This window comes from Rickettsia endosymbiont of Urophora cardui, assembly GCF_964030725.1.
In the GTDB taxonomy this organism is placed as follows: domain Bacteria; phylum Pseudomonadota; class Alphaproteobacteria; order Rickettsiales; family Rickettsiaceae; genus Rickettsia.
The window spans coordinates 674709-699708 of sequence record NZ_CAXIPY010000007.1; the positions used below are offsets into that span (position 1 = coordinate 674709).

Here is a 25000-nt window from a genome sequence, read left to right on the forward strand (position 1 = left end):
GAGGAGCATCATTATGTTAAATATTAACCCTAGAAGATTAGCAACTGCTTTTCATTCTCTATATCAGGAGGTCCATACCATTAGTCCACTATCCATTGCAAAAGACTCGAAGCTTTATTCCCACGTGCTATATTTCGTCAGGTATATGACCAGCTTATCTCTATATATCCATATAAAGGGCATAAAATATATCTTAAAATATTACAATTAGCAAAAATGTATGGAGAATTGAATGTAGTTACTGCATTAGAAGTGCTATTAGAAAAGAAGATTGAGCCAATAATTGATCATATTACAGATTGACTAAATAGCCAGACTCAAACTGTTTGTTCAGTAAAAATTAATCAACCAATACTGTCTGAATATGATCAATTACATTGCTTTAAAACAATGGAGGTTGCATGAGTAAACAGATAATAACTCCGCAACCGCTAAATAATTTACTCAAGAACCTTTGCTTACCTACTTTTGCATCGTGCTATAAATCAGTTGCAGAAAGCTTTGAGCAAGAAAAGAAAACATATATAGATTATCTACAGGAGTTAGCCATACGTGAGTTAGAACATAGACAACAACAACGTATTGCCAGATTGCTGAAGCAAGCAAAACTCTCTCGAGATAAGTTATTAAGCAACTTTGATATTAAGCGTATCCCAGGATTATCGCCAACTAAGATCCAATATCTTGCACAAGGAGAATTTATGGATCGCTATGAAAATATACTTATTTTTGGTAATCCTGGCACTGGCAAAAGTCATCTTAGTATAGGTTTAGCACGTGAGTGGTGTCTTGCTGGTAGACGTGTATTATATACAACAGCAGCTAATTTGGTTCAACAATTACTAGAAGCAAAGCTTAGTTTAAAACTTAAGCAAATTATTAAAAAATTCGATTATTTTGAAATATTGATAATTGATGATATATCATATGTACCATATAATCGTGAAGAAACTGATGTTTTATTTACCTTATTAACCTGAATTCTGGATTAGCTAATTTTGAGATATAGCAGGTTTGTTAGGTTTCATACAGTATGCAATTAGGGCGGATAAGATATGTACAAAGGCATTCCAAATTGATCTATGTCTTGTATGTTCGATCTCGAAAGCACCCTTCAGCACACTAAATACTGTTTCGATAATTGAGCGTTTGCGTAATAATATTTTTTCAAATAATGGCATAAGTTTATTCTTCATTTTCTTCTTTATGCCAGTTACTAACTTGATTCCTTTGCTGTATAGATCATCAAAGAGCTCCTGTTTGATATAACCCTTATCGCCAAACAATAATCCCGTGATATGTTTGGTGATTATCGAAACCGGCGCTCTATCATCTACATTACCAGGCGTTAGTTTTAGACCTTGAATCTCACCTTTTTCGTTAATAACCAAATGTAATTTTAGACCAAAAAACCAACTTTTTGTTGTTTTACCCAAAGCAGCAATACCGGCAAAGACTTTATTACGAGAGATTCTTTTTCGATGACAAACCTCTAAAGATGTGGCGTCAATATAAGAAACTCCCGTAGATTGAGCTGCCTGCATATACCATTCAAGTAATAAAACTAAATAACACAGAACTCTTGGTTTTAGAGCTATAAAGTCTATCCGCCAAAAACACTTCAAATCCTGATCATTTGTAATGGGATAGAGTTTTGACAACAAATTGCTAAGATTTTCAATAAAAATTAATAAGTTATGTTAATTTTTACTGATACATTTCTGTGTTGGTCTAATTTTGATATGGAGCTATTGTTAACGATTTTTTATCGTTCATCTAGTTTTTGCATGATGATATTTTTGATTTATGTGGAGTTAGACACGATTTGTAAATGATTTGCAATGCATCGTAAATTCAAACCAATAGCAGAGATTATTGGATTGATAATATCTCCTATCATACCTTTCAAGAAGTTTCTACCCATCCGACCATATTGCTTTAAGTGACCTATTATTGGTTCTATGGCACTGCGTCTCTTGATCATAGACTTGTCCTCTTGTAACAACTTCTTCCGCGTTTTTGGGGTATATACCTTACTCTTCTCCTTTACATTGCTACCACTATACCCAAGATCAACAAATGATTTCTTTATCTTGATTCCAGTGACACTCTCTACTGCTTCAAAGCTCTGATGCAATGTATGACCATCATAAGGATTATTATGAAACGATTTTGCGGATAAAACAAAATTTCTACGACCACTTACTACTACCACTACTTTATTGCCAAACTCATATGGCTTGTTGCGTTTTCCCTTTCCTATACACTCTACTTCAGGGGCATGAAAACTATATAATACTTTGTTATCTTCTTTATAGCTAACACGGAAATGTTTCTACCACAGATTAGGAAAAACTTAGGCATTGATCAATAATTTTATGTAAACAGTTTTTAAAGTTAGTCCAGCAATGTTTAATAGGATTTAGATCTGGTGAATATGTGAGTAAATACAAAAACTATGGTAAAAACCTTTTCGCGTTAGCTATATATTGCTTTTTAGCTTCTCTTTTTAAAACAGATTGGTTATGTATTTGTTTTATTTTTTGCAATACTTCTTGATTTTTGAGAGACAAGTTTAATTGCTTATTTTTGATCTCACGCTCACATACTCTAATCAAACGACCCAGTAATATTTTTAAATGCTTCATTATTTTCCAACGCTTCTTGGCTTTACTATGTTCTTTATATTTCCATAGCTTTACTATATCGCGTTTATAGGTTCTAGCGTATGTTTCATTCAAATGTATACCCAAACTGTTGCAAAGCTTTACTATGCTAAGCCTAGCTTTATCCATTAAATAAACATCGTGTGGGTGTTTGATATTCTTAATTTGTACAGTCGTATCAGCGATGATTAATTCCAAATCTTTTTTTTTAATTGTGTTAGTTTTTATCCCAACCCTGATCAACTCCGATAATATCTCATTATATCCAGCTTCACCTAATACACTACGAAACCGTCGTATACTAGTTTCCGAGATAGCTATGTCTTTTTCTATATATTCCCACCCGCAGAAATACTGCCAATACATATTCTCTTTTAGCTCTTCCTCTGATAATGAATCTGAAAAATTATACATTGCTTGTAGCATCGTTATGCCAAGCATCACTCTATGACATTTTCTATTTCTACCAAATTTCTTAATACAAACATTTTTTGATAACCACTCTTCGAGCCTAGACCAATTTATTAATTCTCTTAATTTATATAGCTTATTATTTGGGTTTAATTCTTCTTTTAATTTATAACCAAACAGTTTCCCTTGTTCTTGCGATTTGATAATGTTGTCTATTGGCATTGACTGAAATCCATAAGGTTTATGACCATATTTTATCATTTTCTTACGGATTGTTGTATTACTTCTTGTCTTAAAACCATATTATCTATAAGGCTTGTAGAGTTTTGGCGGACGGACTATAAAACGAGTATATGATGGAAGAGTTACAAAGTCTGATTTATATAATTGTAGATAGGACATATAAAAATATTTAAAGTTTTTACAAGGTGATTGATGGTATAAAAGCACTATTGTTAACAGCTCAGAATAGCTTATTTCAGGCTTTCTTGTAGGGTTTTTATTAATTAATGGTAGAAATGATTTATTAATCCACTGCTCGCTAATTTTACAAAAATCATCGACAAAACAAAATAATGCAGTAATATCTTTCTTCATGGGGATACTCTTGTTTTTTTGCTAAAAATTATATAGAGTATCTTCTATCCCTTGTAAATACTTACTTCCAAACCTAGATTAATCCAGAATTCAGGTTTTAACATTGTTAAAATCATTAATAAAGATACAATTATATTTTAAAGTTCTAAAAAACCTTTCTATTACTATATTATCAATACTTCTACCTTTGCCATTCATTGAAATTTGGATATCATGCTCCTTGAGAATATTTATGTGGTCATAACTGGTATATTGGCTACCTTGATCACTATTAAATATCTGTGGAGCGTTATACTTACTGAGAGCTTGTTTCAAGACATCAGTTACAAGAGATGCATCCATAGAATTTGACAGTTTATAGCTCAATATGGCCTTGCTATGCCAATCTATAATAGCTGCCATATACATAAAGCCACCATTAGTTCTAATGTAAGTAATGTCACCACTCCAAACCTCATTCACATTAGGCACATACACTTGCTTTGTTGAGCCAGATTTAGTCCAATATTGATCAAGTAAGTAGCTATAGATCTTATGCTCACTATCGTTTCGAGAAGTAGATTTTTTCTTATGTGGGTAAATAGCTTCTATACCCATCATCCTCATATATTTTAGTACTCGATCTTTACAATAAAACCATCTTCTAGTAACTGTTGATGAATATAGCGATAACCAAATTCAGGATTATCTGTATATATTTCATCTATTCTATTTAAAATACTTAATTTATTTATACTCATCTCCTTGGATTTATAGTAGGCTGTAGATCGACTAATCTTTAATAGTTCACACTGTCTTGATTTTGAGAGTTGATTTAGCTTGAAGTGTACAAGACTCTTTTTATTTGATAAATCCAAGCTTTTGAGCTTTCCCACGGCCCAGTCCCTCTCAACTGTGATTCTACCAAGAGCTTTAGCAAGTTCATCATTTTGCTCTTGTAAATGATTTATTTGTTCTTGATATTCACTCAAAACTTTAGCTGGTTCAAAAGCTAATGCCGCATTACCTAAAAACTGTTTTTTTCAATTTTGAATTGTTGTAACACTTATTGCATATTTTGAAGCTAACTGACCAAGTGTCGACTCCTCTTTTATTAATTCTAATACTATCCCCGTTTTTTCTGAAGCACTGAAAATTTTTACTTTATTTTTCTTCATCTTTCCTCTTAAGTTTATTGCTATTTATTCTAACTTATTGCGGAAACACACTCCTTCATTTTTTTGTCCAATTTTTTCATGTATGGACCTCCTGTAGAATGCAAGAAAAAAATAACATCAATAATAAAAACAAACAAATGCAGTCATGTATCCGGCTTATAGCTGATAAATCAACCTAATTTATTCTACAGCCCTGATGGAATTCGCTGGCTTACAAACTATATACTTATCAGTCCATCGGCTTCTAAAAGAGCCACTGAAAAACGCAGTTTTTTTGTAAGCTAAGGTTTGTCTTATTTACCATCAATATTAATTATCTCAAGCATATTTCGGGTTGGAATCTCTTACATATTGTTTTGCTTTTACCTATTCATTATATAAATCACCATTTATTTTACTTATAAGTGCTATGCTACACACTCTTTAGCTACAAACTTTACTCTCTACATAATCATCTCCTGATCTTAGTACAGCAAACACCACTCTTGCCAACTTATTAGCTATGGCAACTGTCGTTTTATTATGGCTACTTCGCTCAGATAAATTAAACATCCATTTCGTAAATTGGCTAAAATCTTTTTTAGATTTCTGTTCTTCCGATGTAAATCTTATCTTGGCATTTAGTACAGCTCTAGCCCCTTGAATTAATAAAGTGCGTAAGTATACATCACCTCGCTTGCTAATTCCCAGCAGCTTATCCTTCCCACCACTTGAATGTTGTCTTGGCACTAATCCTAGCCATGCCGATAATTGCCTGCCATTCTCAAAACTTGTAGCATTACCTATTGATGCTATTAAAGCAGTAGCAGTAATTAAACCAAGACCAGGTATAGCTCTTAATCGTTGATATTGAGTTAGGTTACTTGCTATCATTGTTAATCGTTTTTCTATCTCTTTTATTTTTCTGTTATTATCTAAGAATTCTTCTTTTAGTTCACTAAATGTTTGATAACTTAACTGGCTTAATTTCCCTGCATCTAAAATCTCAATTAATTTTGTGATAACCTTATTAATGCCTTGAGGAACAATAAAACCAAACTCATGTAGTAGCCCCCTAATTTCATTAGCAAGTGCTGTACGATTTTTTACCAATCTCTCTCTTACCCTATGTATTGATAAAATTTCTTGTTGCTCTATAGTTTTAATTGCAACAAATCTCATATTAGGTCTTGTCACGGCTTCACATATCGCTTCAGCATCTGCTTGATCATTTTTATTAGTTTTAACATATGGTTTGACAAATTGCGGTGCCATTAGTTTTACTTCATGCCCTAATTTAGTTATTTCTCTTGCCCAATAACTAGAACCACCACAAGCTTCCATCCCTACTAAACATTGTGGTAAATTAGCCATAAATGTCAAAACCTGATCTCTCATCAATTTTTTCTTTAATACTGTCTTGCCATTTTTATCTACACCATGAATTTGAAAAATTCTTTTTGCAATATCTATACCAATTGTAGTAACCTCCATATGGACCTCCTTAATTGTTGTTTTAATATGTTAAATATTAACCCTAGAAGATTAGCAACTGCTTTTCATTCTCTATATCAGGAGGTCCATACCATTAGTCCATTATATGTTTCAACCTTTTCTGCAAACAGCGTAATTGCTTCCCATTATAATTCCCATGATACTTTTCTGTCAAATATGCTAATATGGTAGTTGCTTGCAACTCCGGTGCTGATTCTAGCATTGATTCTATTTCATCCCAGTGCTTCACAAATGGATCCTTACGTGTCCTATATTTACGTATTGTGCGTAATTCGCTTGGATACTTATAGCTAACGCGGAAAGGTTTTTACCATAGTTTTTGTATTTACTCACATATTCACCAGATCTAAATCCTATTAAACATTGCTGGACTAACTTTAAAAACTGTTTACGTAAAATTATTGATCAATGCCTAAGTTTTTCCTAATCTGTGGTAGAAACATTTCCGTGTTAGCTATATTAATACGTAAATACTTACGTGCCGTTTTTACACTCATACCTGCTTTTGCAGCAGAAATTATCTGATTATATTTTTTGATCTTTTGCATTAAAATACCTACTTGGTTCTTTGTACATGTCATCAGTAATTCTCGAATAATATTTAAATATTTAAAAATAAATTTTTATTCGATTTTACTGTCCATAGTTACTTCTTTTTTATAGGTAATTTTAATGTTCGTTGAGGGTAATTCTAATATTCGTTAGTCATTGTCATCGAAAAAGAATCTCTCGTAATAAAGTCTTTGCCGGTATTGCTGCTTTGGGTAAAACAACAAAAAGTTGGTTTTTTGGTCTAAAATTACATTTGGTTATTAACGAAAAAGGTGAGATTCAAGGTCTAAAACTAACGCCTGGTAATGTAGATGATAGAGCGCCGGTTTCGATAATCACCAAACATATCACGGGATTATTGTTTGGCGATAAGGGTTATATCAAACAGGAGCTCTTTGATGATCTATACAGCAAAGGAATCAAGTTAGTAACTGGCATAAAGAAGAAAATGAAGAATAAACTTATGCCATTATTTGAAAAAATATTATTACGCAAACGCTCAATTATCGAAACAGTATTTAGTGTGCTGAAGGGTGCTTTCGAGATCGAACATACAAGACATAGATCAATTTGGAATGCCTTTGTACATATCTTATCCGCCCTAATTGCATACTGTATGAAACCTAACAAACCTGCTATATCTCAAAATTAGCTAATCCAGAATTCAGGTTATTAGCTGAACGTTATGAAATGCGTAGTGTATTAATTACTAGCAATTTAGTTTTTGCAAAATGGAATACTATTTTTAAAGATGAAATGACTGAGTCTTTTGCAATGATTGTGTAAATTTTTGTTGAGCCTATATTAGAAGTAATTAAAAATATAGGTAACAGAAATGCAAATAGAGAAGAATAAAAAAATAAATGAAGCAATAGATTTGCTGATAAAAGGCGGAGTAGATTTAAAAACAGTACTAAGTCAGAATGGAATGATGCTCCTCGCAGCAGAGCTACGAGGTATCTAAAAAAGTTTTAGTTGTTTCTTATGATATCACGAAGCAGAGCTTCGGGGAATTAAACCCTGAGAGATTAATTAAGGAATTAACCAAGGGTATTTTAGAGCGAGCACTGCATGCTGAGATGTCAGAACATTTAGGTTATAGCAAGTATGATAGAGCTGAAACTGAGAATGCGAGGAATGGTAGTTTTAGTAAGAATCTGATTAGTGAGAATGGTACTATAGAGCTAAATGTTCCAAGAGACAGACAAGGTAAATTTGAACCTATAATAGTCTCAAAGAAACAAACAAGAATAGATGGCTTAGACCAAAAGATAATATCCTTATATGCGAAGGGTATGAGTGTGTCTGATATTAAAACACAATTGCAAGAATTATATGGAGCTGAGATCAGTGAGAGCCTAATCAGCAGGATTACAGATGAAGTAATAGATGAGGTCAAGATTTGGCAGAGTAGACCTCTTGAATCAGTATACCCTATAGTATATTTTGACTGTTTAGTAGTGAAAGTAAGACAAGATAAACTTATTATTAATAAATCAGTATATGTAGCTTTAGGAATAGATTTATCTGGCAGAAAGGATATTTTAGAATGAAGGAGCTAAATTTTGGCTTGGTAATTTTACTGAGATGAAAAATAGAGGAGTAAAAGATATCTTAATTGCTTGTAGTGATAATCTAACTGGTATGTCTGATGCTATTGCATCAGTATACCCGAAAACTGAACATCAAATTTGTATTGTCCATCAGATCAGGAATAGCCTCAAATATGTATCATATAAAGATAGAAAGCAATTAGCAGCGGATTTGAAACTAATCTATACTTCTGCTACTGAAAAAGAAGCAGAATTAGTTCTTGAGTCATTTGATCAAAAATGGAGTAAGCAATATCCGCATATAGCTAAATCTTGGTATAATAATTGGGATAATTTGATAATTTTCTTGCAATATCCAAAGGAGATTCGTAAGATTATTTACACTACAAATGCGATAGAATCGCTGAATAGCCAATTGAGAAAAGTTACTAAGAATAAACGCATCTTTCCAAATGATGACGCAGTATTTAAGGTTTTATATCTGACAATTGATTATATTACCAAAAAATGGTCTATGCCTATCCCCAATTGGAATGAAGCTATGGCTCATTTTATGATCAAATTTGATGGTAGAATTTAATGGTTCACGAAATTTACACAATTGATGAGACAGAGCCAAATGACTACGTCAGCAGTTATTGACAGATTGGTTCACCATTCTTCAATTCTTGAACTCAATACTGAAAGTTATAGAATCGCTACAGCTAAAGGCAAAAAATTAACTATAAAATCGGAGGATAATAATGTAACACTTTAGACAATATTTTTTACTCAAAAATGGGTAATTTTAATATTCGTCATGGGTAATTCTAATGTTCGTTCATCAGATAATGTATTAATTTATTATTATTTAACTTAAATAGGAGGTTTTTATGGCTTTTAATTTACCACGTATTAGAAATAAATCAGAACTACAAAATAACTCTAATAAAAGAAGCTATATTGATGATATCTTTAATAACTTCTTTAATGAAATAGCTTCTTTTTCTTATCCTGCTTCTGAAAATAATAGAATGCTATCACCAAGAACTAATATTATGGAAAATGACTCTGAGTATAATCTAGAAATGGAATTACCAGGCGTTACACAAGATAATATTGATCTAAAAATAGACAGTAACATCCTAACTATTGAAGGTCAAAAAGAACAATCTACTGAAAAAAAAGATTATAATTATCATATGCAGGAACGATATTATGGCTCTTTCTACCGTTCTATTAGTTTACCATCTAATATTGATGAAGAACATATAGAAGCACAATTTAAGGATGGTATCTTATCTATTAAGATACCTAAAAAAGAACAAAGTAAAGCTAAAAAGATTAAAGTAATTTAAAAAACTATATTATTATAGTAGAATCCAGAAGGATGGATTCTACTTAAAAATATTGTAATTGTTAATCTCTCAGGGTTTAATTCCCCGAAGCTCTGCTTCGTGATATCATAAGAAACAACTAAAACTTTTTTAGATACCTCGTAGCTCTGCTGCGAGGAGCATCATTTTTAAAATAGAGGTAATTATGGTCAGTAATGGCAAATTATATACTAAAGTAATGGAAAAACTTCGCTTTGAACCAAGACTTGATGATACAAATATTACTGTCGCAATAAAAGGCAATCATGATATCGTAGTATTAGGAGGGACAGTTAAAACCTTTGTCGAAAAATCGGTTGCTGAGAATGCTGTAAAGAGTATAGCTGGAATTCGAGGAGTAGTAGATGAAATTAAGGTAGATGCAACTACAATGATTAAAAGAAGTGATGTAGAAATAGCCGAAGAAGCAAATAAAGCATTAAAATCAAACTTAATGATACCTGATGAGCGTATTAAAATAATAGTAGAAGACGGTTATATTACTTTATCAGGAGAAGTAGAATGGCAATATCAAAGAAATGCAGCTGTGTCTGCCGTCAGAAATCTTGGGGGAGTAAAATCAGTAATTAATAATATTATAGTAAAAGCTTCAGCTAATATAGATGCGCATAAAGTAAAAGAACAGATTACCAAGGAGTTTGAACGTCACGCTAGGATTGATGCTAGTAAAATTCAAGTAAAAGTAGAAGGAAAAACAATAGTCCTTAAAGGCGCAGTGCGTAATTTTGATGAAATGGATGAAGCGGTAGACGCAGCTTGGTCTATACCAGGAGTTGAAAACGTTAACAACGATTTGCTAATAGCATAACTGCTCCTGGGTTATATGAAGTTTTCTCAGTAAAGATAAAAAACAAGGAAGTGTGATAGTATAAATTTGAACAAAAAAGCACTATCACAAATGAACGTATTTATGTGCTTTCTAAGTTTCGTTGGAGCGTTGATATGGTTGAGTTAAATTTTTCGTTTATAAAACTTAGAATAACTTTAGTGCACGGTGTTTGCTTATTGTAAAAAAGTGTAGTCCATATATCTTAATAGATTTTATAAGCATATAAAATCTATAAGAAGTTCTGTGGCTAAAGCAATAATAAGAAAACTCTTGAATACAATCTGTTTACACTGCAATCAATCCATAAGAGTAGGTTACCATGTATAAATATATATTTAAATTTTTAGTTTATAGTTCAAACATACCAAATATCCTCAGAGGATTCATGTTTATTATTTTGTGCTATGCTCCTACGGTATGGGCTCAAAGTAAAGAAATTGCTCACTCAGCAATTGAACAGCAGCATCAACAAGTCAAACAACAGATGGAAGAAGCTATTGTCCAAGATGCAGTTACTGTCATTGATAACACCAAAAAAGCCATATCTTATTTGAAAGAGGGTAAAGAAAAAGAGGCTATTGCTACAATTGAATATGCTACAGGCAAAGTTAATATATTATTAGCTCGTCGTCCTGAAAACGCTTTACTACCGATATCTTCACAGGTAATACTAATAGATGCGGCTCCGCAAAAAATAAGTAATATTAGAAATATCAGTAAAGCAGCAGAAAAAGCAATAAAGGAAAAAAACTATCCTCATAGTCGTGTATTGCTAAATATTTTACGAGATGAAATTAATATTCATACCTATAATTTACCTTTAGCAACATATCCCTCTGCACTTAAGACCGCTGCACGCTTAATAGAAGAAAAAAAATCAAAGGCAGCAATAGAAACATTAGAAAATGCTCTTGTTGAGCTCGTTAGCATTAATAGAACAATACCACTGCCTATAATCCATGCTAACATTATGTCTAAAATGGCAGAAGAAAATTATAAAACAGACAAGGAAATTGCTTTAAACTACTTGGCTAGTGCGAGGGATAATTTGGAAAGAGCAAAAGAACTAGGATATACTGGCAATGATTCAGGATATAATACCTTAATCCGAAGCATAAAAGATCTTGAAAAACAGATTAAAAGTAATAAAAATAGTGATGCTGCATTTGTTCATTTAAAAACTGAATTGTCAGAATTCTTAAAACGCTTATCAGATTTAGTAGTTGATATTTGATCTTACATACAACCCTCAGCTATAAGCTGAGGGTTATTTAGTTGCTCCTAGGTTGAATTGCCCGTGGCTTGCCACGATTGTTTGAATAAAAGCAGAACGGTCCAAAGGGAAATTTGCCGTTAATATCCCGTAGGCTTACCTCGGGGATAGGCAAATTTAGTTCTGCACATGGTCAAGGTTTTTGTGTGTATTATAGATAGTGGTAAGTTCACATTGCCTAAGGTTGATTAAAAGCAATCTATTAGCATTACCAAGGCACAATTATCAATGTTAATAGAAGGTATAGATTGGCGTAATCCAAGATGGTCTAATAGACCTGAATATATTGGATAAATTCGTTTTAGTTTTAGCAATGTAGTTTTAATTTCAAATATACACTTGATAATTTAGTCTATATAGTTTTACTATAACAATTAGTCATTTGGATAGTTTTTTAGTAATAAGTAGTTGGATTTGCTATTTATAAAAAATGGCTTCTGTAATGTTAGTACTTGATTTGAGATACTGGAATATCATTTGTGATTAATAAAAATTTACTATCAGAAATAAGAGAGTTGCATCAAATTGTTGCAACATTAAATCTTGATATAGAATCATTGACAATTAAAAATAAATTTCTTATGCAGAAAATAGGTCATGAACTGAAGGAAATAATAGTTTAAAGGAACAACTGGCGTTATTAAAATCTAAACGATATAGTAAATCATCAGAAAAGTTAGAGCGACAAATACAGAATATTGAGCTGAGAATAGAGAAAAATGAGGTTATTTCATGTTTTAAAAGTAAGATCGATCATCAAATGCCGTATGTCTGAATTATATTGACCATAATGACATAACGGTTGCTACGATTGGTGATGCTGATAATGTAGGAGGGGATAATGTTTGAAATTAAGAATAAACAAGTTGCTCATATGGTAGCACAAATCAGAGCAAAACAAAAAGCTACAAAAGATAGTCAAGATAAAATACAAAAGATTATTCTTGAATATCGTGAACAACATACTGATATATCAGATGCAGAATTAGTCACACTGTTTACACAAAGCTTAAAAGAATTTAATGGTACTAGTTAGTAATTAATAACTATTTAAAAGATCAAGACTTAAGTAATATAGGATATCCTATAAAGACTAATAAAACTCACTTACAACTTAATATGGCTAAACACTGGGCAGAGAGTCAAGAGGAGACGTTAGTTAGCCAAATAAATGATGGTAAATTTTATCATAAATTAACTAATACTATTGACCCTTGTGAGCTCCCAACTTTACAATCGCCAAGTGAACAGACATATTGGGGTAATGAGAATCCTTCAGGAGTTTCGCACTTAGCAAAATTGTGTATTAGTTAGAAGCCATTTAATGTTGTTCTGAATTGATGTTTTTATAACTTCCCAAGTTTGTTGATATAAAGTAATGTTTTCATTTATCCTCCTTTTGTTCATATCAAGCCAGGCCAATACAGCAAGGCAAATATGATTTCTTTGAGCTCGACCCGTGCGTGCCTGACAGCATTCAATACCACAAGTTTGTTTCAATTCTCGATGATAAACTTCTATAGACCAACGCGCCTTAACAATTTTCTCTATTTGCTCACGTGTAGGATTCTCTAAATTAGTTGTTATGTAATCAATGCGACCATTTTTTGCCACAAACTTAAATACCGTAACCCAACCGTATCCACGTAGGTGAATTTTTAGCCCTTCATCGGGAATCTCTAAAGTTTCCAAGCTAACATTACGATTAACTTTTCTATTTTTTCTTAGGTTGGTAACCCATATCCAACCTAAATTACGTATATGTTTTAAATTATCCAAACCACTATACCAAGCATCCATAACTATAGCATCAGGCTTGATACCTCTTTCTTTAGCTAAAGTAAGCATATCACAAAAATGCTCGTTCTTTGTTTTACCATCAGTTTCTTTATCATATATTCTATAATCTACAGGAGTAGATTGATCAATTTGAGTATTGTAATGCAGTAAGTTTACCATTCCTATACCAGGTATAACATCATGTACAGCCCCAGAATATTGATAATTTACAAGCTCGATCCTCTTACTGTATTGCTTTGACAATAAGGTGTCATCTCCCACTAATAAACAAGGATCTTCCAGATCAATATATTTTGACACTTTGCTATAGATTTCGCTAGGGCGAAAATCCTTACTCTTTAACCATCGACTTGCACTATCGTGCGATAGATCTAATGGACTTACTTTAGATAATGCTTTGCTAGTATATCTTACACTACTTGCTTGTAAGAATGATTTATATAAATCTTTGCTACATTTTGATCTTGTCATTTTTATCTAAAACTATTTTTCTCTAGATTAGCATATTATTTGCTAAGTGCGAAACTCCTGTAAATGAAAACATTACTTTATATCAACAAACTTGGGAAGTTATAAAAACATCAATTCAAAACAATATCAGATGGCTTTTAACTGATTCGCAACTTTGCTAAGTGCGAAACTCCTGTCCTTCTGTCAGTTCAGTATTGCTTGCGAGTCTTGCTGCCACTTGTAATAAAAAGCAAGACAGTATGGTTGGTGCGGCTACATCATTCTCTTGTCGTAATACTAGCTATCACTTACCGGATGACTTGATACCGTACTCTTATCCTTTCTCTTCTACACAGAGCATGATGCTGTTTGGAGATTATCAATATGGTGCTCAACGTGATTTTAAAAAGCAATTATTATTTGGTGCTGAAGATTGTTCGACATCTGTAGGTAAAGCAACATACCTTACTACCGAACAAGTTGAAAGTATAAGTACTATCACTATGAAGGCAGCATATTCTAACCCAGGCAATGAATATCATTATAATCCCGTTACTTTTTTAAGAGGTGATATCAAAGATGAACAATTAAAATTAATCCAACCTGGTGATATTTACCTTGTGCGAGGCCATACAGCTATTATTGCATCAAATCCTGATAATAAGAGTAATATTACTACTTTACAATTTAATAGAGATATAGACTCAGTAGAAAATAAAATATTAGGCGGTGGGACGTATGATTACAACCTACTTGATAAGGTGCATAGACTAAAGGATGGTGTTTATATTTTGCGTCCTAATGTAGAACCGTTGCATGAATCTTGCTCGTTAAACGAGTTACTATATCGTCTATCCGCCAAAAACACTTCAAATCCTGATCATTTGTAATGGGATAGAGTTTTGACAACAAATTGCTAAGATTTTCAATAAAAATTAATAAGTTATGTTAATTTTTACTGATACATTTCTGTGTTGGTCTAATTTTGATATGGAGCTATTGTTAACGATTTTTTATCGTTCATCTAGTTTTTGCATGATGATATTTTTGATTTATGTGGAGTTAGACACGATTTGTAAATGATTTGCAATGCATCGTAAATTCAAACCAATAGCAGAGATTATTGGATTGATAATATCTCCTATCATACCTTTCAAGAAGTTTCTACCCATCCGACCATATTGCTTTAAGTGACCTATTATTGGTTCTATGGCACTGCGTCTCTTGATCATAGACTTGTCCTCTTGTAACAACTTCTTCCGCGTTTTTGGGGTATATACCTTACTCTTCTCCTTTACATTGCTACCACTATACCCAAGATCAACAAATGATTTCTTTATCTTGATTCCAGTGACACTCTCTACTGCTTCAAAGCTCTGATGCAATGTATGACCATCATAAGGATTATTATGAAACGATTTTGCGGATAAAACAAAATTTCTACGACCACTTACTACTACCGCTACTTTATTGCCAAACTCATATGGCTTGTTGCGTTTTCCCTTTCCTATACACTCTACTTCAGGGGCATGAAAACTATATAATACTTTGTTATCTTCTTTATATTGCTTTTTAGCTTCTCTTTTTAAAACAGATTGGTTATGTATTTGTTTTATTTTTTGCAATACTTCTTGATTTTTGAGAGACAAGTTTAATTGCTTATTTTTGATCTCACGCTCACATACTCTAATCAAACGACCCAGTAATATTTTTAAATGCTTCATTATTTTCCAACGCTTCTTGGCTTTACTATGTTCTTTATATTTCCATAGCTTTACTATATCGCGTTTATAGGTTCTAGCGTATGTTTCATTCAAATGTATACCCAAACTGTTGCAAAGCTTTACTATGCTAAGCCTAGCTTTATCCATTAAATAAACATCGTGTGGGTGTTTGATATTCTTAATTTGTACAGTCGTATCAGCGATGATTAATTCCAAATCTTTTTTTTTAATTGTGTTAGTTTTTATCCCAACCCTGATCAACTCCGATAATATCTCATTATATCCAGCTTCACCTAATACACTACGAAACCGTCGTATACTAGTTTCCGAGATAGCTATGTCTTTTTCTATATATTCCCACCCGCAGAAATACTGCCAATACATATTCTCTTTTAGCTCTTCCTCTGATAATGAATCTGAAAAATTATACATTGCTTGTAGCATCGTTATGCCAAGCATCACTCTATGACATTTTCTATTTCTACCAAATTTCTTAATACAAACATTTTTTGATAACCACTCTTCGAGCCTAGACCAATTTATTAATTCTCTTAATTTATATAGCTTATTATTTGGGTTTAATTCTTCTTTTAATTTATAACCAAACAGTTTCCCTTGTTCTTGCGATTTGATAATGTTGTCTATTGGCATTGACTGAAATCCATAAGGTTTATGACCATATTTTATCATTTTCTTACGGATTGTTGTATTACTTCTTGTCTTAAAACCATATTATCTATAAGGCTTGTAGAGTTTTGGCGGACGGACTTTTTAGATACCTCGTAGCTCTGCTGCGAGGAGCATCATTAATAATAAGTTTATCTTGTCTTACTTTCACTACTAAACAGTCAAAATATACTATAGGGTATACTGATTCAAGAGGTCTACTCTGCCAAATCTTGACCTCATCTATTACTTCATCTGTAATCCTGCTGATTAGGCTCTCACTGATCTCAGCTCCATATAATTCTTGCAATTGTGTTTTAATATCAGACACACTCATACCCTTCGCATATAACTGAAGTTTTGACAAAAATTCTAATTTTTCTGACTAAAGTGAAAATTTATATTTAAAGTTAAATATTTAGTGCTTTTATCAGCTTAAAAGCGATATTTCTACAATTTAAAGTAAATTATTTGATATATAATACAAATTATAGATTGATACACTCGCCACTTTTTTTAATAAAAATTTTTTGTCAAAACTTCAGATAAGGATATTATCTTTTGGTCTAAGCCATCTATTCTTGTTTGTTTCTTTGAGACTATTATAGGTTCAAATTTACCTTGTCTGTCTCTTGGAACATTTATCTCTATAGTACCATTCTCACTAATCAGATTCTTACTAAAACTACCATTCCTCGCATTCTCAGTTTCAGCTCTATCATACTTGCTATAACCTAAATGTTCTGACATCTCAGCATGCAGTGCTCGCTCTAAAATACCCTTGGTTAATTCCTTAATTAATCCATTCTGACTTAGTACTGTTTTTAAATCTACTCCGCCTTCTATCAGCAAATCTATTGCTTCATTTATTTTTTTATTCTTCTCTATTTGCATTTCTGTTACCTAGTCTATCCGCCAAAAACACTTCAAATCCTGATCATTTGTAATGGGATAGAGTTTTGACAACAAATTGCTAAGATTTTCAATAAAAATTAATAAGTTATGTTAATTTTTACTGATACATTTCTGTGTTGGTCTAATTTTGATATGGAGCTATTGTTAACGATTTTTTATCGTTCATCTAGTTTTTGCATGATGATATTTTTGATTTATGTGGAGTTAGACACGATTTGTAAATGATTTGCAATGCATCGTAAATTCAAACCAATAGCAGAGATTATTGGATTGATAATATCTCCTATCATACCTTTCAAGAAGTTTCTACCCATCCGACCATATTGCTTTAAGTGACCTATTATTGGTTCTATGGCACTGCGTCTCTTGATCATAGACTTGTCCTCTTGTAACAACTTCTTCCGCGTTTTTGGGGTATATACCTTACTCTTCTCCTTTACATTGCTACCACTATACCCAAGATCAACAAATGATTTCTTTATCTTGATTCCAGTGACACTCTCTACTGCTTCAAAGCTCTGATGCAATGTATGACCATCATAAGGATTATTATGAAACGATTTTGCGGATAAAACAAAATTTCTACGACCACTTACTACTACCGCTACTTTATTGCCAAACTCATATGGCTTGTTGCGTTTTCCCTTTCCTATACACTCTACTTCAGGGGCATGAAAACTATATCAGGAGTTTCGCACTTAGCAAATAATATGCTAATCTAGAGAAAAATAGTTTTAGATAAAAATGACAAGATCAAAATGTAGCAAAGATTTATATAAATCATTCTTACAAGCAAGTAGTGTAAGATATACTAGCAAAGCATTATCTGAAGTAAGTCCATTAGATCTATCGCACGATAGTGCAAGTCGATGGTTAAAGAGTAAGGATTTTCGCCCTAGCGAAATCTATAGCAAAGTGTCAAAATATATTGATCTGGAAGATCCTTGTTTATTAGTGGGAGATGACACCTTATTGTCAAAGCAATACAGTAAGAGGATCGAGCTTGTAAATTATCAATATTCTGGGGCTGTACATGATGTTATACCTGGTATAGGAATGGTAAACTTACTGCATTACAATACTCAAATTGATCAATCTACTCCTGTAGATTATAGAATATATGATAAAGAAACTGATGGTAAAACAAAGAACAAGCATTTTTGTGATATGCTTACTTTAGCTAAAGAAAGAGGTATCAAGCCTGATGCTATAGTTATGGATGCTTGGTATAGTGGTTTGGATAATTTAAAACATATACGTAATTTAGGTTGGATATGGGTTACCAACCTAAGAAAAAATAGAAAAGTTAATCGTAATGTTAGCTTGGAAACTTTAGAGATTCCCGATGAAGGGCTAAAAATTCACCTACGTGGATACGGTTGGGTTACGGTATTTAAGTTTGTGGCAAAAAATGGTCGCATTGATTACATAACAACTAATTTAGAGAATCCTACACGTGAGCAAATAGAGAAAATTGTTAAGGCGCGTTGGTCTATAGAAGTTTATCATCGAGAATTGAAACAAACTTGTGGTATTGAATGCTGTCAGGCACGCACGGGTCGAGCTCAAAGAAATCATATTTGCCTTGCTGTATTGGCCTGGCTTGATATGAACAAAAGGAGGATAAATGAAAACATTACTTTATATCAACAAACTTGGGAAGTTATAAAAACATCAATTCAGAACAACATTAAATGGCTTCTAACTAATACACAATTTTGCTAAGTGCGAAACTCCTGTATATAATACTTTGTTATCTTCTTTATATTGCTTTTTAGCTTCTCTTTTTAAAACAGATTGGTTATGTATTTGTTTTATTTTTTGCAATACTTCTTGATTTTTGAGAGACAAGTTTAATTGCTTATTTTTGATCTCACGCTCACATACTCTAATCAAACGACCCAGTAATATTTTTAAATGCTTCATTATTTTCCAACGCTTCTTGGCTTTACTATGTTCTTTATATTTCCATAGCTTTACTATATCGCGTTTATAGGTTCTAGCGTATGTTTCATTCAAATGTATACCCAAACTGTTGCAAAGCTTTACTATGCTAAGCCTAGCTTTATCCATTAAATAAACATCGTGTGGGTGTTTGATATTCTTAATTTGTACAGTCGTATCAGCGATGATTAATTCCAAATCTTTTTTTTTAATTGTGTTAGTTTTTATCCCAACCCTGATCAACTCCGATAATATCTCATTATATCCAGCTTCACCTAATACACTACGAAACCGTCGTATACTAGTTTCCGAGATAGCTATGTCTTTTTCTATATATTCCCACCCGCAGAAATACTGCCAATACATATTCTCTTTTAGCTCTTCCTCTGATAATGAATCTGAAAAATTATACATTGCTTGTAGCATCGTTATGCCAAGCATCACTCTATGACATTTTCTATTTCTACCAAATTTCTTAATACAAACATTTTTTGATAACCACTCTTCGAGCCTAGACCAATTTATTAATTCTCTTAATTTATATAGCTTATTATTTGGGTTTAATTCTTCTTTTAATTTATAACCAAACAGTTTCCCTTGTTCTTGCGATTTGATAATGTTGTCTATTGGCATTGACTGAAATCCATAAGGTTTATGACCATATTTTATCATTTTCTTACGGATTGTTGTATTACTTCTTGTCTTAAAACCATATTATCTATAAGGCTTGTAGAGTTTTGGCGGACGGACTACCTATATTTTTAATTACTTCTAATATAGGCTCAACAAAAATTTACACAATCATTGCAAAAGACTCATTATGCCAATCATCATTTTGAAAGTTATCGACCGGAACTTTGACTATACGGAAGTTTTTAGCTTTATAATTAGTTTTGATATAAAAATAATTCTCGTGATGAGCTACGTCATAAAATATATGACTCTCAAGAGGTCGTACCAATTTTGGCGTAAAACTCTCATCATGCATAGACATTGTATCAATTTCATTTCCATTGTAATCACCTGAATTAATGAATAAATATTCTCGGCTTGTCGATTTCTCACTGCTAACAAAATGAGCGGAGTTCTTTACTTCAAATATGAGCTTGTCGTTTGTTGCATCCTCGCCTAAACGATGAAACATTACTTTATCCCAGCGTTGATTCTCATTGATAGTAAGTATAGAAAAAGCCATTTAATTTCTCATGCCAGATTATAGTAGGGGCTACTTCTTTGACTATATCAGCTAAATATTTTTGTTCTTTGAGATCATATATTTTGATGTCATATTTTTCGTTACCAGTGAAATCGACACTATAAGCCATTAAATTTTGATCAGGTGACATTGCAACTTCACCAACATCGGTAAAGCCAGTATTTAAAAGATTAACGTCTAATATTATCTCTTCAAGAGCATTTATATTTTTATATTTTCGGCAATATATCGGATAGTTTTTATCTGCTTCTACTCTATGGTAATAGTAATAATCCTTTTTCTTAGTGTATGCGGATGTATCATCTAGCTTAATGCGTCCTTTTAATTCTTCAAAAATCTTTTCCTTATCATCTTGTAAATCAGTGAAAAAATGCTCAGTATATTTATTTTCAGCTTTTAAATGATCTAGGATTTTATTATCTTGTACATCTGGCCATTTGGGATCGCGTAGCCAGTGGTAATAATCATTATTATAGTTTTGTTTGTCAGCAATAGGTGGTTTCATATGTCAAATTTGTTTGTTATGGATTGGTTTTTCCGTCATTGCGAGAAGAAACTGAAAGTTTCGACGAAGCAATCTCAGGATGCTTTACAAGATTGCCACGCTCATTTCATTCGCTCGCAATGACGTTTTGTCACTAAACCCCTACATCAAACATCTTAAAAATAAATACTAACTCTTCAGCTGTTTCTTTAAGATAGTCAAAACGACCGGCAGAACCTTTATGCCCCGTATCCATATTTATTTTTAACAATAAGGGATTATTATCCGTTTTATATTCACGTAATTTTGCTACCCATTTTGCCGGTTCCCAATATCCTACACGTGGGTCTGATATACCGCAAGTAACAAATAGAGCAGGGTAGTTTTGCGGTTTCACGTTATCATAAGGCGAATAAGATTTGATATAGTCAAAATATTCTTTTTCCTTTGGATTACCCCATTCATTATATTCTAAAAGAGTTAGCGGTAGAGTCTCATCAAGCATGGTGTTAAGGACATCGACAAATGGCACGTGAGCGACGGCTACTTTATAGAGTTCTGGTTTCTCATTAAGAACATAGCCGATTAACATACCGCCGGCACTACCGCCTATTATTACTATATTATTTTTACTTGTATATTTTTCTTGAATGAGAGTTTCTGAGCAAGCTATAAAATCTTCAAAAGTTCTTTTTTTATTTAAGAATTTAGCAGCCTTATACCAATCATGCCCAAGATCATCACCACCTCTAATATGAGCAACTGCGTAAACAAAACCGCGATTGCTAAGTGTTACTGCCATATTTCTAAAGTTTACCGGTATTGCGATACCATAAGCTCCATAACCCATTAAAAATAAAGGATTTGAGCCATCTTTTTTGAATAAAGATTTTTTATAAAAGAGAGTGATAGGAACTTTAACGCCCTCATTATCTGCAAATATTCGCTCTACTTTATACTCATCAGGGTTAAAGCCAGATGGTATTTCCTGCTCTTTTAATATTGTTAGCTTATCGCTATCAAAATCATAGCTGTAAGTGGTGTTCGGTCTTGCAAGAGAAGAGTAGTTTAAGCGTATATCGTCTTCATCGAAATTAGTAGAATAGCCATTTGCTTGGAAGCTTTCGTCAGGAAAGGAAACGACTTTCTCTAAAGAGTCGCTAAATCTTTTTATTTTGACGAGCGGTAAGCCATTATCACGATAATTTAAAATAAGATAATTCTCTGTTATATCAAAATCTTTCAAATATTTATCTTGCTCTTCCTTAATATAATCATTATGCCAATCATCATTTTGAAAGTTATCGACCGGAACTTTGACTATACGGAAGTTTTTAGCTTTATAATGAGTTTTGATATAAAAATAACTCTCGTGATGAGCTACGTCATAAAATATATGACTCTCAAGAGGTCGTACCAATTTTGGCGTAAAACTCTCATCATGCATAGACATTGTATAAATTTCATTTCCATTGTAATCACCTGAATTAATGAATAAATATTCTCGGCTTGTCGATTTCTCACTGCTAACAAAATGAGCGGAGTTCTTTACTTCAAATATGAGCTTGTCGTTTGTTGCATCCTCGCCTAAACGATGAAACATTACTTTATCCCAGCGTTGATTCTCATTGATAGTAATATAGAAAAAGCCATTTAATTTCTCATGCCAGATTATAGTAGGGGCTACTTCTTTGACTATATCAGCTAAATATTTTTGTTCTTTGAGATCATATATTTTGATGTCATATTTTTCGTTACCAGTGAAATCGACACTATAAGCCATTAAATTTTGATCAGGTGACATTGCAACTTCACCAACATCGGTAAAGCCAGTATTTAAAAGATTAACGTCTAATATTATCTCTTCAAGAGCATTTATATTTTTATATTTTCGGCAATATATCGGATAGTTTTTATCTGCTTCTACTCTATGGTAATAGTAATAATCCTTTTTCTTAGTGTATGCGGATGTATCATCTAGCTTAATGCGTCCTTTTAATTCTTCAAAAATCTTTTCCTTATCATCTTGTAAATCAGTGAAAAAATGCTCAGTATATTTATTTTCAGCTTTTAAATGATCTAGGATTTTATTATCTTGTACATCTGGCCATTTGGGATCGCGTAGCCAGTGGTAATAATCATTATTATAGTTTTGTTTGTCAGCAATAGGTGGTTTCATATGTCAAATTTGTTTGTTATGGATTGGTTTTTCCGTCATTGCGAGAAGAAACTGTAAGTTTCGACGAAGCAATCTCGTTATTATTTCCTGAGATTGCCACGCTCCTTTGCAGTCGCTCGCAATGACGACTACAGTACTAAAATCAGGCTAACTAACATCAATACTACAATAAATATAGCAGTTTGACCATTATGCCAAGTAGATATTTTACTTAAAGTATCTTGCCAGAAAGCTTTAAAATTAAAATACTCATCTTCCTCTATTTCATCACTTTTTGCTTCTTTATATTTTGTGATACCGAAGTAAATAATTTTTTGTATATAGCGGTATAGATCAAGGTTAATATTTTTTGTTAAAATACGTGGTGATGAGCGAAATAGTAAAGCTAGAAAGAATGCAATTAAGATAATTGATAAGTGATTATTTACATCAGAAATTTGAACAGGATAAAATGCACATATTGCTAAGGTTATAAGGCAATAGAAAAGGTATAACCATGGTGTGACGTTACTAGATTCCTGCTTTCGCAGGAATGACATTAATCTCATTTCCGAAACCAAGCTAAATAATATAGTACAGGTTGCTATTTTAAAGAAAATCATAATATAGTTTTCGTTTAAAGCATTTACTAGTTCTAATTTAATATAAGAAGAATTAATTGGAAGTATGGAGCTATATATTAATATGGTAAGTACAAATCCAATTAATAAAATAGGATTATATTTAGTAGTTTTAAGGTCTCGATAATTTTTAATATCGTTTGAACCTTCTATAATAGCAAAATATAAAGCAAATACCCCGTTATATAATATATGCATAAATATAAAAATCGGAATAAGATATAAGGTTCTAGGAGAGTTTATTCCTATAGCTGCTAAAATAAACCCAAGCTGCGAAACGGTAAGATAGCATATTAGCCTTCTGAGGTTTTTTTCTATTAAAGCAAATATTAAACCATAAATGATCATAGCTAGACCACAAAATTTAAGTATTTCAAGACCACTAAATAATTTAAATATTGTGATTAATGCGATTTTAGTAGTGAAGCTAAGTAAATAAATCATCCCGCTGCTTGAGGCTTTAGGATAACAATTAACTACCCATCCGTTGAAGAAAATAGTTGAAGCATTAATTAAGCAGCCTGCAAGTATTAATATTGCCGGTAATTCAGAATTATATACCGCTGTTGTCAACGGAATGAAAGCGGTATTCGCTGTTTCGTTCATTAACAAGCTCATGCCAATTAGAATCAACCCGCTACTAAATAAGTGGGTTAGGAAATACTGCCTAGTATGTTTTACACTACGACTTCCTATAAAAATAATTATGCAGGCAAAAATTGTCATAAATTCTAACGAAATTATCATAGAGATAAAATCGCCTGAAAATAAGCAAATGAGAGATGAAAGGCAATATAAACTACCGATTAAACTTTCAAATTTTCTATTTTGAGAAATCGCATATAAACTTGCGATAGCGGTAATTAGTAAAAATGCTACCGCTATTAATTGGTTTTGCGTGCTAAAGTCGAACACTAGCTCAAAATTAGCAAGAAAAAATGATAGTTTAGTGTTTTGAAACATTTTAATCTTGGCTCTGTTTCATCAATTGTGTAAATTTCGTGAGCCATTAAATCCTACCATCAAATTTGATCATAAAATGAGCCATAGCTTCATTCCAATTGGGGTGTAGAAGTCAAGATTTGATCTTACAG

At 32.4% G+C, this 25000-nt stretch carries 25 protein-coding genes and 8 pseudogenes; 14 read left to right on the top strand and 19 right to left on the bottom strand.

Annotation, left to right across the window (positions count from 1 at the left end):
- The first annotated feature begins 401 nt into the window (after positions 1 to 401).
- Positions 402 to 980, top strand: a complete 579-nt coding sequence (locus AAHI98_RS17695) for an ATP-binding protein (RefSeq protein WP_342224831.1) — start codon at positions 402 to 404, stop codon at positions 978 to 980.
- Positions 981 to 992: 12 nt separating this feature from the next.
- On the opposite strand, the gene AAHI98_RS17700 is transcribed toward AAHI98_RS17695, so the two are convergent.
- From AAHI98_RS17700 to AAHI98_RS17740, 10 genes and pseudogenes are all read right to left on the bottom strand, one after another.
- Positions 993 to 1661 carry an IS982 family transposase gene (locus AAHI98_RS17700; RefSeq protein ID WP_458693700.1) on the bottom strand — a complete coding sequence of 223 codons (669 nt, stop codon included), beginning with the start codon at positions 1659 to 1661 and terminating at the stop codon, positions 993 to 995.
- A gap of 143 nt (positions 1662 to 1804) precedes the next feature.
- The gene (locus tag AAHI98_RS17705; protein ID WP_342226694.1) at positions 1805 to 2263 is read right to left on the bottom strand and encodes a transposase; all 459 of its coding nucleotides are present in this window, start codon (positions 2261 to 2263) and stop codon (positions 1805 to 1807) included.
- Positions 2264 to 2456: 193 nt separating this feature from the next.
- Complete coding sequence (locus AAHI98_RS17710) at positions 2457 to 3338, bottom strand: transposase (protein WP_342226630.1); 882 nt, start codon at positions 3336 to 3338, stop codon at positions 2457 to 2459.
- A gap of 60 nt (positions 3339 to 3398) precedes the next feature.
- A pseudogene (locus tag AAHI98_RS18945) lies at positions 3399 to 3674 on the bottom strand (IS982 family transposase); the annotation flags it as partial.
- A gap of 90 nt (positions 3675 to 3764) precedes the next feature.
- Positions 3765 to 4271, bottom strand: coding sequence for a DDE-type integrase/transposase/recombinase (locus tag AAHI98_RS17715; protein WP_342226631.1), 507 nt, complete (start codon positions 4269 to 4271; stop codon positions 3765 to 3767).
- 14 nt (positions 4272 to 4285) lie between these two features.
- On the bottom strand, positions 4286 to 4645 hold the full coding sequence (locus AAHI98_RS17720) for a hypothetical protein (protein ID WP_342226632.1): 360 nt from the start codon (positions 4643 to 4645) through the stop codon (positions 4286 to 4288).
- A gap of 51 nt (positions 4646 to 4696) precedes the next feature.
- The gene (locus AAHI98_RS17725) at positions 4697 to 4831 is read right to left on the bottom strand and encodes a hypothetical protein (RefSeq protein ID WP_342226633.1); all 135 of its coding nucleotides are present in this window, start codon (positions 4829 to 4831) and stop codon (positions 4697 to 4699) included.
- Between the two features lie 423 nt (positions 4832 to 5254).
- Complete coding sequence (locus AAHI98_RS17730; protein WP_342224642.1) at positions 5255 to 6304, bottom strand: IS110 family RNA-guided transposase; 1050 nt, start codon at positions 6302 to 6304, stop codon at positions 5255 to 5257.
- A 94-nt stretch (positions 6305 to 6398) separates the two neighbouring features.
- A complete protein-coding gene (locus AAHI98_RS17735) occupies positions 6399 to 6554 on the bottom strand; it encodes a hypothetical protein (RefSeq protein WP_342226312.1) in 156 nt (51 codons plus the stop codon).
- A gap of 169 nt (positions 6555 to 6723) precedes the next feature.
- Positions 6724 to 6906 carry a hypothetical protein gene (locus tag AAHI98_RS17740; protein WP_342226634.1) on the bottom strand — a complete coding sequence of 61 codons (183 nt, stop codon included), beginning with the start codon at positions 6904 to 6906 and terminating at the stop codon, positions 6724 to 6726.
- Between the two features lie 119 nt (positions 6907 to 7025).
- Between AAHI98_RS17740 and AAHI98_RS17745 the strand changes: the two are divergent.
- The 10 genes and pseudogenes from AAHI98_RS17745 to AAHI98_RS17785 form a co-directional block, all read left to right on the top strand.
- Positions 7026 to 7529, top strand: a pseudogene (locus AAHI98_RS17745) (IS982 family transposase); the annotation flags it as partial.
- Positions 7517 to 7663 carry an ATP-binding protein gene (locus tag AAHI98_RS17750; protein ID WP_342226695.1) on the top strand — a complete coding sequence of 49 codons (147 nt, stop codon included), beginning with the start codon at positions 7517 to 7519 and terminating at the stop codon, positions 7661 to 7663. The pseudogene AAHI98_RS17745 and the gene AAHI98_RS17750, both read left to right, overlap by 13 nt.
- A gap of 49 nt (positions 7664 to 7712) precedes the next feature.
- Complete coding sequence (locus AAHI98_RS17755; RefSeq protein WP_342225169.1) at positions 7713 to 7841, top strand: hypothetical protein; 129 nt, start codon at positions 7713 to 7715, stop codon at positions 7839 to 7841.
- A 25-nt stretch (positions 7842 to 7866) separates the two neighbouring features.
- Positions 7867 to 9010: pseudogene (locus AAHI98_RS17760) on the top strand (IS256 family transposase).
- A 15-nt stretch (positions 9011 to 9025) separates the two neighbouring features.
- Positions 9026 to 9187: pseudogene (locus AAHI98_RS17765) on the top strand (ATP-binding protein); the annotation flags it as partial.
- A 115-nt stretch (positions 9188 to 9302) separates the two neighbouring features.
- Positions 9303 to 9767, top strand: a complete 465-nt coding sequence (locus tag AAHI98_RS17770; protein WP_342226305.1) for an Hsp20/alpha crystallin family protein — start codon at positions 9303 to 9305, stop codon at positions 9765 to 9767.
- 184 nt (positions 9768 to 9951) lie between these two features.
- Positions 9952 to 10614: a BON domain-containing protein gene (locus tag AAHI98_RS17775; RefSeq protein WP_342225287.1), complete on the top strand. Its 663-nt coding sequence runs from the start codon at positions 9952 to 9954 to the stop codon at positions 10612 to 10614.
- Between the two features lie 340 nt (positions 10615 to 10954).
- The gene (locus tag AAHI98_RS17780) at positions 10955 to 11869 is read left to right on the top strand and encodes a YfdX family protein (RefSeq protein WP_342225288.1); all 915 of its coding nucleotides are present in this window, start codon (positions 10955 to 10957) and stop codon (positions 11867 to 11869) included.
- A 670-nt stretch (positions 11870 to 12539) separates the two neighbouring features.
- Positions 12540 to 12683 (top strand): hypothetical protein, encoded by a 144-nt coding sequence (locus tag AAHI98_RS18350; RefSeq protein WP_410526214.1) that lies wholly within the window; start codon positions 12540 to 12542, stop codon positions 12681 to 12683.
- 66 nt (positions 12684 to 12749) lie between these two features.
- Positions 12750 to 12944: a hypothetical protein gene (locus tag AAHI98_RS17785; protein ID WP_342226635.1), complete on the top strand. Its 195-nt coding sequence runs from the start codon at positions 12750 to 12752 to the stop codon at positions 12942 to 12944.
- 254 nt (positions 12945 to 13198) lie between these two features.
- On the opposite strand, the gene AAHI98_RS17790 is transcribed toward AAHI98_RS17785, so the two are convergent.
- Entirely contained in the window at positions 13199 to 14179 is a 981-nt protein-coding gene (locus AAHI98_RS17790; protein ID WP_342225110.1) for an IS701 family transposase, read from the bottom strand.
- A gap of 59 nt (positions 14180 to 14238) precedes the next feature.
- Between AAHI98_RS17790 and AAHI98_RS18950 the strand changes: the two are divergent.
- A pseudogene (locus tag AAHI98_RS18950) lies at positions 14239 to 14340 on the top strand (IS701 family transposase); the annotation flags it as partial.
- Positions 14341 to 15048, top strand: a complete 708-nt coding sequence (locus tag AAHI98_RS17795; RefSeq protein ID WP_342226636.1) for an RP439 family protein — start codon at positions 14341 to 14343, stop codon at positions 15046 to 15048.
- Positions 15049 to 15210: 162 nt separating this feature from the next.
- Here the strand turns inward: AAHI98_RS17795 and AAHI98_RS17800 are convergent, their stop codons facing one another.
- The 4 genes and pseudogenes from AAHI98_RS17800 to AAHI98_RS17815 all read right to left on the bottom strand — a co-directional run bounded on the left by AAHI98_RS17800 (position 15211) and on the right by AAHI98_RS17815 (position 18116).
- Positions 15211 to 16572 carry an IS5 family transposase gene (locus AAHI98_RS17800; protein ID WP_342224717.1) on the bottom strand — a complete coding sequence of 454 codons (1362 nt, stop codon included), beginning with the start codon at positions 16570 to 16572 and terminating at the stop codon, positions 15211 to 15213.
- Positions 16573 to 16687: 115 nt separating this feature from the next.
- Positions 16688 to 16906: pseudogene (locus tag AAHI98_RS17805) on the bottom strand (transposase); the annotation flags it as partial.
- 188 nt (positions 16907 to 17094) lie between these two features.
- A pseudogene (locus AAHI98_RS17810) lies at positions 17095 to 17442 on the bottom strand (transposase); the annotation flags it as partial.
- Between the two features lie 215 nt (positions 17443 to 17657).
- The gene (locus tag AAHI98_RS17815; protein ID WP_342224960.1) at positions 17658 to 18116 is read right to left on the bottom strand and encodes a transposase; all 459 of its coding nucleotides are present in this window, start codon (positions 18114 to 18116) and stop codon (positions 17658 to 17660) included.
- Between the two features lie 91 nt (positions 18117 to 18207).
- On the opposite strand from AAHI98_RS17815, the gene AAHI98_RS17820 reads away from it, so the two are divergent.
- On the top strand, positions 18208 to 19188 hold the full coding sequence (locus AAHI98_RS17820) for an IS701 family transposase (RefSeq protein WP_342224760.1): 981 nt from the start codon (positions 18208 to 18210) through the stop codon (positions 19186 to 19188).
- Here AAHI98_RS17820 and AAHI98_RS17825 read toward each other — a convergent pair.
- The 4 genes and pseudogenes from AAHI98_RS17825 to AAHI98_RS17840 form a co-directional block, all read right to left on the bottom strand.
- Positions 19165 to 20079, bottom strand: a complete 915-nt coding sequence (locus AAHI98_RS17825) for a transposase (RefSeq protein WP_342224828.1) — start codon at positions 20077 to 20079, stop codon at positions 19165 to 19167. The two genes, AAHI98_RS17820 and AAHI98_RS17825, sit on opposite strands and share 24 nt — an antisense overlap.
- Before the next feature lie 151 nt (positions 20080 to 20230).
- Positions 20231 to 21128, bottom strand: a pseudogene (locus tag AAHI98_RS17830) (S9 family peptidase); the annotation flags it as partial.
- A 133-nt stretch (positions 21129 to 21261) separates the two neighbouring features.
- Positions 21262 to 23286 carry a S9 family peptidase gene (locus AAHI98_RS17835; RefSeq protein WP_342226638.1) on the bottom strand — a complete coding sequence of 675 codons (2025 nt, stop codon included), beginning with the start codon at positions 23284 to 23286 and terminating at the stop codon, positions 21262 to 21264.
- 128 nt (positions 23287 to 23414) lie between these two features.
- Positions 23415 to 24869: a proton-conducting transporter transmembrane domain-containing protein gene (locus AAHI98_RS17840; protein ID WP_342226639.1), complete on the bottom strand. Its 1455-nt coding sequence runs from the start codon at positions 24867 to 24869 to the stop codon at positions 23415 to 23417.
- Positions 24870 to 25000: the final 131 nt, after the last annotated feature.

Excerpts from the sequence above, each read along its gene's own strand:
- AAHI98_RS17695 (WP_342224831.1), top strand. The coding sequence starts at position 402 with ATGAGTAAACAGATAATAACTCCGCAACCGCTAAATAATTTACTCAAG.
- AAHI98_RS17710 (WP_342226630.1), bottom strand. The coding sequence starts at position 3,338 with ATGATAAAATATGGTCATAAACCTTATGGATTTCAGTCAATGCCAATA.
- AAHI98_RS17715 (WP_342226631.1), bottom strand. The coding sequence starts at position 4,271 with ATGGGTATAGAAGCTATTTACCCACATAAGAAAAAATCTACTTCTCGA.
- AAHI98_RS17725 (WP_342226633.1), bottom strand. The coding sequence starts at position 4,831 with ATGAAGAAAAATAAAGTAAAAATTTTCAGTGCTTCAGAAAAAACGGGG.
- AAHI98_RS17730 (WP_342224642.1), bottom strand. The coding sequence starts at position 6,304 with ATGGAGGTTACTACAATTGGTATAGATATTGCAAAAAGAATTTTTCAA.
- AAHI98_RS17740 (WP_342226634.1), bottom strand. The coding sequence starts at position 6,906 with ATGACATGTACAAAGAACCAAGTAGGTATTTTAATGCAAAAGATCAAA.
- AAHI98_RS17755 (WP_342225169.1), top strand. The coding sequence starts at position 7,713 with ATGCAAATAGAGAAGAATAAAAAAATAAATGAAGCAATAGATTTGCTG.
- AAHI98_RS17770 (WP_342226305.1), top strand. The coding sequence starts at position 9,303 with ATGGCTTTTAATTTACCACGTATTAGAAATAAATCAGAACTACAAAAT.
- AAHI98_RS17775 (WP_342225287.1), top strand. The coding sequence starts at position 9,952 with ATGGTCAGTAATGGCAAATTATATACTAAAGTAATGGAAAAACTTCGC.
- AAHI98_RS17780 (WP_342225288.1), top strand. The coding sequence starts at position 10,955 with ATGTATAAATATATATTTAAATTTTTAGTTTATAGTTCAAACATACCA.
- AAHI98_RS17785 (WP_342226635.1), top strand. The coding sequence starts at position 12,750 with ATGTTTGAAATTAAGAATAAACAAGTTGCTCATATGGTAGCACAAATC.
- AAHI98_RS17790 (WP_342225110.1), bottom strand. The coding sequence starts at position 14,179 with ATGACAAGATCAAAATGTAGCAAAGATTTATATAAATCATTCTTACAA.
- AAHI98_RS17800 (WP_342224717.1), bottom strand. The coding sequence starts at position 16,572 with ATGATAAAATATGGTCATAAACCTTATGGATTTCAGTCAATGCCAATA.
- AAHI98_RS17820 (WP_342224760.1), top strand. The coding sequence starts at position 18,208 with ATGACAAGATCAAAATGTAGCAAAGATTTATATAAATCATTCTTACAA.
- AAHI98_RS17825 (WP_342224828.1), bottom strand. The coding sequence starts at position 20,079 with ATGATAAAATATGGTCATAAACCTTATGGATTTCAGTCAATGCCAATA.
- AAHI98_RS17835 (WP_342226638.1), bottom strand. The coding sequence starts at position 23,286 with ATGAAACCACCTATTGCTGACAAACAAAACTATAATAATGATTATTAC.
- AAHI98_RS17840 (WP_342226639.1), bottom strand. The coding sequence starts at position 24,869 with ATGTTTCAAAACACTAAACTATCATTTTTTCTTGCTAATTTTGAGCTA.